The organism is Polyangium fumosum (genome assembly GCF_005144585.1).
Taxonomy (GTDB): Bacteria; Myxococcota_A; Polyangia; order Polyangiales; family Polyangiaceae; genus Polyangium; species Polyangium fumosum.
This window is the reverse complement of record NZ_SSMQ01000197.1, coordinates 1-667: the sequence shown is the minus strand read 5'-3', so window position 1 is coordinate 667 and position 667 is coordinate 1. Positions and strand designations below refer to the sequence as shown.

Below are 667 nucleotides of genomic sequence, written 5' to 3'. Positions count from 1 at the left end.
TTGGCTTGGGCGGGGGAGGTGGCTCGCAAGCCGTCGCCAGGTGAAAAAACTTCTTCGGTATCAACTGACTGCTCTTCAGGTCCGCGTTCGGCTGGTAGACGAAGAGCGGCAAGACGTCATGGCAGGCGACGAGCTCCCGCGCCGCGCGGCCGAAGAGCGGGTTGCCCGAGAAATCGTAGGTCCACTCGTTGTGCGCCGGCCCGTGCGGGTGCATGCACATGCCGATGTAATGGATCGGCGTCTTGCGCTTGCATTCCTGTCCGAGCACAGGCGACGAAAAAACAACGAGCCCGAGCACGAGGAGCACGACGAGGTAGACCCGCGACGCACGCATCGAAAGGAGGAGATTCATTGCCCTGCCCCGACGTGCAGGCTCCCCGAAACGTCGGAGAGCCTGGATAGGCGGCAGGTTGCCCGACCAACATGCTGACGGTCAAGGATAGAAGGACGAGGCCAGCCCGCACTTGCTGCTTGGTAAGGCACCGTCTAACAAGGGATGCCTCACAAAGCTTGTTCATCCTGAGACCCGCGAACGCCTCCGCGTCGATTTCCGGTTACCGTTCTCCGGCTGCGGGCAAGAAGCGGATGTGGGGAACAACCAGAACCAACCCGATCTCCTCGGCGACCTCCTCGCCCTTCGTCCCGATCTCGTCCAGCGCTTCGCGCG

Annotated in this window: 1 protein-coding gene; it reads right to left on the bottom strand. The window is 62.4% G+C overall.

Annotated features, from left to right (window positions below; all coding sequences use genetic code 11):
- Positions 1 to 334, bottom strand: a 334-nt coding sequence (locus E8A74_RS51670; RefSeq protein WP_136936591.1) for a hypothetical protein, incomplete at its 3' end; no start/stop codon positions are given.
- Positions 335 to 667 lie beyond the last annotated feature (333 nt).